This is a genomic window from uncultured Aureimonas sp. (genome assembly GCF_913775355.1).
Taxonomy (GTDB): Bacteria; Pseudomonadota; Alphaproteobacteria; order Rhizobiales; family Rhizobiaceae; genus Aureimonas.
In genome coordinates this window covers 1-9334 of sequence record NZ_CAJYIU010000149.1, presented here as the reverse complement: position 1 = coordinate 9334, position 9334 = coordinate 1, and the positions used below count along the sequence as shown (strand labels likewise).

Genomic DNA, 9334 nt, shown 5'->3' with positions numbered 1-9334 from the left:
GTGACCCGGCCGTCAACCTCGAAGGCGACGACTACCAGCTCGCCAGCCGCGTCCGCGCCCGTCTGAACTTCGACGCCCGCGAAGAGACCGAGCTCGGCACCCTGCGCGCCTTCGCCCGTCTCCAGGCCACCAACACCTCGGGCGCCAACAACGGCGTCGCGATCGACCAGGCCTACATCCAGCTCGGCGGCCTGCTCATGGGCTACCGTGACTCGCTCTGGTCGTCGGACGTCGGCGGCATCGAGGACGGCCTCCTGACCGATACCGACCTCGTGGTCGGCGACTTCAACACCAACCAGGTGTCCTACACCTTCGCCCTCGGCGGCTTCTCGGCCACGATCGGCCTCGAGGACGACGGCACCGGCGACGTGGTTCCGGACATCCACGGCAAGATCGTCTACTCGGGCGCCTGGGGCGGTGCTTACCTCTCGGCCGTCTACGACGAGACGTTCAACCAGGAAGACCTGTCGAACCTGTTCGGCAGCAACCTCGACTTCATCACGCTCTCGGGCAACTTCCCGACGCTCCTCCAGGACGGCAACAACGACGCCTTCGCTCTGAAGGGCGGCGTGCTCCTGAAGGACCTGATCGCGCCTGAGTCGCAGCTGAAGATCGAAGGTCACTACGCCTTCGACCCGACTGTCTACGCCGCGATCGACGGTCTGGCCACGGTCAACACCTTCGCCGCGAACAACCCGAACATCCTGAACCCGACCCCGGGCTCGCTGCCGATCGTTCTCGAGTGGGCCGCTGGCGCCGGTTACGCCCAGGCGTTCGGCAAGCTCGGCATCGCGGTCTCCGGTCAGTACGGCGAGACCTTCGACACGCAGTTCCTGGCGCTCAGCCCGCTGGGCACCGTGGTTCCGATCAACCTGCAGGGCGACTACTACTCGTTCGTCGGCAACGTCGGCTACCAGATCACGAACAACTTCGCGACGCTCGCCGAAGTCTCGTACAAGAACGTCGACTTCGGTGGCCCGATCGGCGACACCGACCAGGTCAACGGCTTCCTGCGCTTCCAGCGCAACTTCTAATCCGAACCCTCGGATCGGAAACGGAAAGGCCCGGCGCAAGCCGGGCCTTTCTGCATTTGGGGCTTGCGGCGGCTGGAGCAGGGCGTCGGCGACGCGAGAGGCGACGGCGTGTCGAATCCTCATCGGCTGCATTCGCCGCGTTGACGCTGGTGCGCTCCTAGAGTCAGCGGTCGGATCAGTTCGCGGTCGTCGCGCGAGCGCAGTTCCGCGACGATCGACAAACGCAAAATGGCAGCCGATTCCTCTACACCGCCGTCAGGCCTGCTTGCGTTCGGCGAGTGGCAGGCAGTTGTTTCAGCGTACGAACGCTCCGACGAGGGTCGGATCAGCGCGGATGCCATCTCCGGCGTTGGGCGCATGCCGCACATGAGCGGCCGAAGCGCCGCGTCCGCTGGGGAACTGCGCTGGGAGCCGGTGTGCCAGCTTCTCCAAACTATTTGCTGGCGTCGTTGAAGCGGGATGTGTGAGGCAAGGGCAGTGCCTGCCGCTCCGTTCGAGTGGGCTTCCCGGTCGCGTCGCTGGCCGCCGACAGCGCGGGAAGCCACCGAGACTGCGCTCGGCCGCCAGAATCCGCTCCGATCTCGCCAACACACTCTCGCCGTCGGGGCTCCCTCATGACGCACGAGACTGATCTCCCTAAGCGTTTCGAGCGCTCACATGAAAACGCCCCGACCGTTTCTAGTGGTCGAGGCGTTGATCGTCCGGATCGGAAGACAGGGTCCCGCTAGCTGCGGCGGCCGAGGGTAAGGTCGCGCTCGATGTCGAAGCCGGCGCCGAGCCGCATCTTGTAGACCTGATAGTTCTCCATGACACGCTGGACGTAGTTGCGCGTCTCGGTGAAGGGGATCAGCTCGACCCAGTCCACCACCTCGTCGATCGACTTGCGGCGCGGATCGCCGAAGCGGTCGATCCACTCGCGGGCCCGACGCGGACCGGCGTTGTAGGCCGCGAAGGTCAGGATATAGGACCCGTCGAAGTTCGAGATCTGCTGACCGAGATACTGGGTGCCGAGGAGCGCGTTGAACGACACGTCGTTCTGTAGCTTCGAGTCGGAGTAGGACAGGCCCGCGTTCTTGGCGAGGCTGCGCCCCGTCGCCGGCATCACCTGGAGGAGGCCTAGCGCGCCGACCGGCGATTTCGCGGTCGGATTGAAGGCGCTTTCCTGACGCGCGATCGCATAGGCCAGCGCCTTGCCGGAGGCCGAGATGTTGGCGCTCGCCGGGATGACGCCGACCGGGAAGGCGAGGGCAGGCGCGTCGACGCCGCGCGAATAGGCGGCCTTGCCGACGCCGAGCGCCAGGCTGTGGTCGCCGCGCTTCTCGGCCATGGAGGCGAGAATCGCGAGTTCGCCGGGGCTGTTCAGCTCGTCCGCCAGCGCCTTGTAGAGGCCGTCGGCGCGCCATGCCGAGCCGATCGACTCCAGCCGCTTGATCGCCTGCACCGCCTCGCGATTCTCGAACGTGCGGCGCTCGCCGGCCGAGGGCGTGGGATAGCTGATCTCGCCGGGCGAGCGCCCGAGCTTGGCGGCCGCGAGCTGGCCGTAATAGGTTGCGCCGTATCGGGCGGCGCGGGCGTAGAGGTCGCGCGCGTTGCCGCCGCCGCCGGCTTCGGCCGCGCGGCCCATCCAGTAGTAGGCGCGCGACTGCGTGAGGGGCCGGGACGAGATCTGGCTGATGCGGGCGAAGTGCTTGGCGGCCGTGGACGGGTCGTTGAGATAGCGCAGCGCGTACCAGCCGGAGTGAAACTCCGCCTCGACCGCCTCGGTCACGCCTTCCGCCGAATGGGCGGCGACGAGGCGATAGGCGGCCTTGCGCTCGCCCTTCTCGAGCAGCATGCGCGAGATGATGCGCCGCTCGTTCCACCAGGCGTCGCCGTCGACCAGCGAGGCCCTGTCGCGCGGCGCCTTTTCCAGGATGGCCGCGGCTTCGAGGATGCGGTCCTTCTTGCGTAGGTTCTCGGCGGCGGTGAACAGGTAGCTCGGGTCCGACTTCAGGCTCGGATGCACCGCGGCCAGAAGCTGGTCGGCATTGCCCGCGCCCTGGATCGAGGCCGCGCGCGCCTTAAACAGGGATTCGGCGCCCGCCATCGTCGCCACGCGCGACGCGTCGCCCACGCGGTCGGCATAGAGCAGCTTGTCCATGCGATACTTGTGGTCGGCGCGCGTCAGGAGCGTGCCGAAGGTCGTCAGCATGCGCTGCTCGAGCGACTTGTCGAGGCGGTCGTTTCGCCAGGACTGGACGATTAGCTCCTTCGCCTTGCCGGCCTGGCCGAGCGCCAGATAGGCCTGCGCGAGCGCCATCGCGCCCTCGGGCGTCTGCGGGCGGTCGCTGGCGAAGGCGGCCACCACGTCGCGCGCCGGCATCGGGTCGCGCAGGAGCGCGCGCTCGAGATTGGCGCGGATCGTCGCCATGCCGGGCCAGCCGCGCAGCTCGATCGCGGTGTGGGCGATCTCGGCCGCCGGCACGTCGCTGGTGCCGCGCAGCGCGATCGCCCAGGACATGATGTGCCGGTCGAGCGAGCCGGGCGCCATGCCCTCGCGGATCGCGAGCGCGCGCTGCATGTCGCGATGGGTGGCGTCGAGGCCGGTCTGCAGGTCGCCGCGCATCGGCGTGACGCTGGAGGCGCGCGCGCCCATGGCCGCGATGGACGAGGTGAAAGCCATCGCGTCGGCCGGTGAGCTGGCGCTCGGCGCGGCTGGCGCAGGGGCGCGGCGCGCGAGCGGATTGGCGGCGGGCGCCGCGTCCGGCGTGCCGAAGCGGCCGGCGTCGGGTTGCGCCTCCTTGCGGCCGAAGAGCTTCGGCATCTTCATGTCCGGCAGCCCCAGCCGCGGCATCTCGAAGGAGTTCACGGGCGCCGTTCCGGTGAGGAGCACGGAGAGGAGGACCGGCACGATCAGGGCCTTGGCGCGGGTCGAATGGGTCATGGGGCCTCCTGCTGCAATGCTGCCACATGTGCGCGGCGTACCGTGCGCATGGTTGACCAAAGCTTGCCCGATCGCGGTGAAGAAGGCGTAAACCCTTCTCCGTCGTGGATCATGCCCTTCGCTTGTTTCGCGGTCATGGCTTCTTTATGGTGCGCCCGTCCGCGCGGACGATCGGTCACGGGGGCCGGTCGCCCGGCGAGCGGCGCGGGTGGGACACGCCCGCCGTCCGACCCGAGCACGCCCGACGTCGCTTCGGCACCATCATCCGCACGTCGACGGGAGTGACGACATGACCTTCAAGGGTTCGATGACGGCCCTGGTAACGCCATTCGCCGAGGACGGCAGCCTCGACGAAGCCGCGTTCCGCGCCCTGGTCGAATGGCAAATCGCCGAGGGCACGCACGGCCTCGTGCCGGTCGGCACCACAGGCGAGAGCCCGACCCTGACGCATGACGAGCACAAGCGCGCGGTCGAGATCTGCGTCGAGACCGCCGCCGGCCGCGTGCCGGTCATCGCGGGCGCCGGCTCCAACAACACTGTCGAGGCGATCGACCTCGCGCGGTTCGCCGAGAAGGCGGGCGCCGACGGCATCCTCGTCGTCACGCCCTACTACAACAAGCCGACCCAGCGCGGCCTCTACGAGCACTACGCCGCGATCGCGCGCGCGGTCTCGACGCCGATCATCATCTACAACATCCCGCCGCGCTCGGTGGTCGACATGACCCCGGAGACGATGGGGCGCCTCGCGCACGACTTCTCCAACATCGTCGGCGTCAAGGACGCGACGGCCAAGCTCGACCGCGTTCCCGAACAGCGCATCACCTGCGGCAAGGATTTCATCCAGCTTTCGGGCGAGGATGCGACCGCGCTCGGCCACATCGCCCACGGCGGGCGCGGCTGCATCTCGGTGACTGCCAATGTGGCGCCCCGCCTCTGCTCGGAGTTTCAGGAGGCGTGCCTTGCCGGCGACTTCGCCAAGGCTCTCGAGTATCAGGACCGCCTGATGCCGCTGCACAAGGCGATCTTCATGGAGCCGGGCGTCTCGGGCACGAAGTACGCCCTGTCGCGCATCGGCAAGGGGCGCAACCGCGTCCGCCTGCCGCTGGTGCCGGTGGAGGCCGCGACGCAGGATGCAATCGACGCGGCGCTGCGCCACGCCGGCATCCTGAATTGATCCGAGGGCCCTTGCGGCCCATTTAAGGGGACGGCGCCGGCTCCCGGCGCCCCCTCCACCTACCGGGCGCTCCGATCCTCATGGCCAAGCCGCCGAAGTCCAAGTCCAATATCGCTGCCGAAAACCGCAAGGCGCGCTTCAACTACGAGATCATCGACACGCTGGAGGCCGGTCTCGTGCTGACCGGGACCGAGGTCAAGTCGCTGCGCCTCGGCAAGGCGATGATCGCCGAGTCCTATGCTACGGAGGAGGACGGCGAGATCTGGCTGATCAACTCCTACGTGCCGGAATACCTGCAGGCCAACCGCTTCAATCACGAGCCGAAGCGTCGGCGCAAGCTCCTCGTCCACAAGACCCAGCGCAACCGGCTGGCCGGCGCCGTGCAGCGCGACGGCATGACGCTCGTGCCGCTCAAGATCTACTTCAACGACCAAGGCCGGGCGAAGCTGGAGCTTGCGGTCGCGAAGGGCAAGAACGCGCCCGACAAGCGCGAGTCGATGAAGGAGCGCGACTGGAACCGGCAGAAGCAGCGCGTGATGAAGGAAGCCAGCCGCGACTGACGCCGGCTCTTGCACTCCCGCCGGCGAGGGATAACCTTGCCGAAACATGCCGGGGAGGGCTATGCGATGACCGATCTGAACCGCTTGCCCGAGGGGCTGGAGGCGCCGCTCGACGACGGGGCGGCCTCCCATCTCGTCGGCCGCCGACTGCCGTCCGTGGCCCTGCCGTCGACGGCCGGGGGCCGTGTCGATCTCGGCGATCTCAAAGGCTTGGTCGTCGTCTATGCCTATCCGATGACCGGGCGGCCCGGCGCGCCGCTGCCGGGTGGCTGGAACGAGATTCCCGGCGCGCGGGGCTGCACGCCGCAGGCCTGCTCGTTCCGCGACCATTGGCAGGAGCTTCGCGAACTCGGGGTCTCGGCGGTCTTCGGCGTTTCGACCCAGACCACCGCCTACCAGCGCGAAGCCGCCGAGCGCCTGCATCTTCCATTCCCGCTCCTGTCGGATGCGGACCTTTCGCTGCAGGAGATGCTGGAGCTGCCGACCTTCGAAGCGGATGGCGACACGCTCCTGAAGCGCCTCACGCTGATCGCCCGCGACGGAGAGATCGTGGCGGCCCTCTATCCCGTCTTCCCGCCCGACCGCAGCGCGGCGGACGTCGTCGGCTGGCTGCGCAGCCATGCCGGTGAGGGGCGGCACGCGACGCATTGATCGGCTGACGGGGCAAAGCCTCGATCCTGTCGCGTCGGACTGACGGGGTCGGGATGCCTAACGACCGCTTGACGGGATTGCGAGATTTCGCGCCGACGGTCGACCGCTTCCTTCAAGCTCCTCGGCTACCCTCGAAGGGCAAGTCAGGGAGTGGGTCATGCCGGTCGTCGATGTGAGATTGCTAGCTGCACCGGCCTTTTCGCTGGCGATCGGCGTCGATGGCGCGATGCGCTACGCCGGGGTGAACGAAAGGCTCTGTCAGCTGACCGGCCTCGATGCCGGTGATCTCGTCGGGCGGACTCCGTCGGAATGCCTCCCCCCGGAGATCGCGGCGCATGTGGAGACGCAGTACCGGCACTGCCTGAAGCTCGGCTCCATCTATGAATACGAGGAGCATCTGGATCTGCCCGGCGGTGTGAAATGGTGGCGCACCGCGCTCTCGCCGATCCTCGATCGCGTGACGGGGGTGGCGACCGGGCTGTTCGGTATGTCCTCCGACATCACGGATCGCAAGCTCGACGAACTCGAGCTGCGCAGCGTCGCGTTCAAGGATCCTTTGACCGGCATCTGCAACCGCCGCCGCTTCGACCGGGATCTCGATCTTGCGGTGACCGGCGCCATCGACGCCGGCCGCTCCTTCGCCCTCGTGCTGGCGGACGTCGACCGGTTCAAACCGATCAACGACACCTATGGTCACGCGGCGGGCGACGCCGTGCTTCGGGAGCTGGCAGGACGGTTGGCGAAGGGCATTCGTTCCACAGACCGTTTGGCGCGGATCGGCGGAGACGAGTTCGCCGCGATCCTCTGGGTGGACAGCGACGCGGCGACCGGCGAGGCGATGCAACGCCTGCGGTTTCAGCTCGAGGCGCCGATCCGTGTGCGGGACCGTGCCATGCGGGTCGGAATGAGCTTCGGCGCCGTCCTCTGGCGGCCTGGCATGACGACGGCTGGAATTCTGGCGGAAGCCGACCTCGCCATGTATCGCGAAAAGCGGGCGATCGCGGCCTGAGCCGCCCGTCGCCGCTGACCCGACGCCGCCGACGCGTTCCGCGGTCGGAGCCCCGGCCCTTGCTCGATCCGTCCTCCGCCCAAAAATGGGGGAATTGATGGTGTCGAGCGCTCGGGCGCCTCGGAGAACGGGACGATGGCCTTGCCGACTTGGGCAGAGATCAGGAAGCGGTGGCTGACGCGCGCGCTCGTCCTGCGGTCCGTGCCGGTGGGGGTCGTGATCCTGGCGGGCATCATCGCGACGACTTGGACCCACTCGCTGCTCAACGACCACCGCGACCTCGTGGTCCATACCTATCGGGTGATCGACAACACCAAGGATCTTCTTATCGCGCTCGACGATGCCGAGACGGGCGAGCGCGGGTTCCTGATCAGCGGCGACCGCCGCTTCCTCGACCCCTACGAGAAGGCGCTGGAGCGGATGGAGCCGGTGCGCACCCAATTGCGCCAGCTGATTTCCGACAATCCTTCGCAGATCGCACGCACCGATCATCTCAGCCTGCTCGTCGGCCGGAAGCTCGCGGAACTCGCCGAATCCGTCACGCTGTTCGAGCAGGACGGATTTCCCGCCGCGCAGAAGCAGTCCGTCGCGATGATGGAGCGCGCGACGATGGACGAGATCCGGCGCGTGATCGGCGACATCACCGAGACGGAGAAGGCGCTTCTGGCGACACGTGATGCCTTGGTGGACCGCGACGAGAACCGGGTGCGGCTGGTCGCGATCCTCATTGCGCTCGCCTCGCTCGCGGTTCGCACCGGGGTCGAGTTCCACCTCGCGCGCTGGGAGCGCAAGAAGCGGCTGACCTTGCCGCCCGCCTCCGTCGCCCGCTAGCCGAGCCGGGCCCGCGCCGCCTCGAACACGGCCTCGAACATCGCCGTCGTGAGCACGCCCGTGTTCGTGTTGTAGCGCGAGCAATGGTAGCTCGAGACGATGGTGTAGCCGCCGGCCTCGTGCTCGCCGCCGTGGCGGAAGGGGGCGTCCTTCAGGCGGACACCGAGCGCCCGCAGCGTCGAGTCGTGCGCGATGCGGCCGAGCGTGACAAGGACGCGAAGGCGCGGCAACGCCTCCAGCGTCGGGGTCAGGAAGCGGCGGCAGGTGTTGATCTCGGGCCCCGTCGGCTTGTTCTCGGGCGGCACGCAGCGGACGGCATTGGTGATCGCCGCGCCGACGAGCTCGAGGCTGTCGTCCGGTCGCGCCTCGAACTCGCCCGTCGCGAAGCCGTACCGCTTCAGCGTCGCGTAAAGGAGGTCGCCGGCGAAATCGCCCGTGAACGGGCGTCCCGTGCGGTTCGCGCCGCGAACGCCCGGCGCGAGGCCGACGACCAGAAGCTCGACCGTCCCGGCGCCGGCGCGCGGCAGGAACGTGTCGACCGGCGCATTGTACCAGTCCGGCTCGCGGGCCTGCCATTCGTGGCGGAAGGCCGCGAGCCGGGGGCAGAGAGGGCAGTCAGCCGGCGGCGTCGCGCCGGGCAGGGGCGGGGAGTGAACGGGGGGCACGATCAGGCGTCGCCGTCGTCGCGCCGGTCGCTCTCGCCCTCCGAGCGGCGGGCGAGGCGCGCATCACGCTCGGCCTGGCTGCGGGCGATCTCGGGCTGGAGCGTGCGCAGTTCGATGAACGTGTCGGCCTGGCGACGCAGGTCGTCGGCGATCATCGGCGGCTGCGTCGCCAGTGTCGAGACGACCGAGACCTTGCGCCCCTTGCGCTGCAGCGCTTCCACCAGCGAACGGAAGTCGCCGTCGCCCGAGAAGATCACGACCTGCTCGATGGTCTCGGCAAGCTCCATCGCGTCGACCGCGAGCTCGATGTCCATGTTGCCCTTGATGCGGCGACGGCCGAGCTGGTCGGTAAACTCCTTTGCGGGCTTGGTCACGACGCGATAGCCGTTGTAGTCGAGCCAGTCGACCAGCGGCCGGATCGAGGAATATTCCTGATCCTCGATGAGGGCAGTGTAGTAGTAGGCGCGCACGAGGTTGCCGCGCCCCT

General features: G+C 68.2%; 9 protein-coding genes. 6 read left to right on the top strand and 3 right to left on the bottom strand.

Going from position 1 to position 9334, the window contains the following annotated elements; all coding sequences use genetic code 11:
* On the top strand, window positions 1-1034 hold a 1034-nt coding region (locus tag QZ753_RS09885; protein ID WP_294643264.1), incomplete at its 5' end, for a porin.
* Between the two features lie 724 nt (window positions 1035-1758).
* Here QZ753_RS09885 and QZ753_RS09880 read toward each other — a convergent pair.
* Window positions 1759-3957, bottom strand: a complete 2199-nt coding sequence (locus QZ753_RS09880; RefSeq protein WP_294643262.1) for a lytic transglycosylase domain-containing protein — start codon at window positions 3955-3957, stop codon at window positions 1759-1761.
* A gap of 289 nt (window positions 3958-4246) precedes the next feature.
* Between QZ753_RS09880 and dapA the strand changes: the two genes are divergently transcribed.
* The 5 genes from dapA to QZ753_RS09855 all read left to right on the top strand — a co-directional run bounded on the left by dapA (window position 4247) and on the right by QZ753_RS09855 (window position 8182).
* Window positions 4247-5131, top strand: a complete 885-nt coding sequence (dapA, locus tag QZ753_RS09875; protein ID WP_294643261.1) for a 4-hydroxy-tetrahydrodipicolinate synthase — start codon at window positions 4247-4249, stop codon at window positions 5129-5131.
* A gap of 80 nt (window positions 5132-5211) precedes the next feature.
* The gene (smpB, locus tag QZ753_RS09870; protein WP_294643259.1) at window positions 5212-5691 is read left to right on the top strand and encodes an SsrA-binding protein SmpB; all 480 of its coding nucleotides are present in this window, start codon (window positions 5212-5214) and stop codon (window positions 5689-5691) included.
* A gap of 66 nt (window positions 5692-5757) precedes the next feature.
* Window positions 5758-6342, top strand: a complete 585-nt coding sequence (locus QZ753_RS09865) for a peroxiredoxin (RefSeq protein WP_294643257.1) — start codon at window positions 5758-5760, stop codon at window positions 6340-6342.
* 157 nt (window positions 6343-6499) lie between these two features.
* Entirely contained in the window at window positions 6500-7351 is an 852-nt protein-coding gene (locus QZ753_RS09860; RefSeq protein WP_294643255.1) for a sensor domain-containing diguanylate cyclase, read from the top strand.
* Window positions 7352-7492: 141 nt separating this feature from the next.
* Complete coding sequence (locus tag QZ753_RS09855) at window positions 7493-8182, top strand: CHASE3 domain-containing protein (protein WP_294643254.1); 690 nt, start codon at window positions 7493-7495, stop codon at window positions 8180-8182.
* Here the strand turns inward: QZ753_RS09855 and QZ753_RS09850 are convergent.
* Both QZ753_RS09850 and QZ753_RS09845 read right to left on the bottom strand, forming a co-directional pair.
* Window positions 8179-8847 carry a uracil-DNA glycosylase gene (locus tag QZ753_RS09850; protein WP_294643252.1) on the bottom strand — a complete coding sequence of 223 codons (669 nt, stop codon included), beginning with the start codon at window positions 8845-8847 and terminating at the stop codon, window positions 8179-8181. The two genes, QZ753_RS09855 and QZ753_RS09850, sit on opposite strands and share 4 nt — an antisense overlap.
* A gap of 2 nt (window positions 8848-8849) precedes the next feature.
* The coding region (locus QZ753_RS09845) for an NYN domain-containing protein (RefSeq protein ID WP_294643250.1) at window positions 8850-9334 on the bottom strand (485 nt) is incomplete at its 5' end.

Bases quoted from the DNA above. Each gene is read 5' to 3' on its own strand.
- QZ753_RS09880 (WP_294643262.1), bottom strand. From the start codon at position 3,957: ATGACCCATTCGACCCGCGCCAAGGCCCTGATCGTGCCGGTCCTCCTC.
- dapA (WP_294643261.1), top strand. From the start codon at position 4,247: ATGACCTTCAAGGGTTCGATGACGGCCCTGGTAACGCCATTCGCCGAG.
- smpB (WP_294643259.1), top strand. From the start codon at position 5,212: ATGGCCAAGCCGCCGAAGTCCAAGTCCAATATCGCTGCCGAAAACCGC.
- QZ753_RS09865 (WP_294643257.1), top strand. From the start codon at position 5,758: ATGACCGATCTGAACCGCTTGCCCGAGGGGCTGGAGGCGCCGCTCGAC.
- QZ753_RS09860 (WP_294643255.1), top strand. From the start codon at position 6,500: ATGCCGGTCGTCGATGTGAGATTGCTAGCTGCACCGGCCTTTTCGCTG.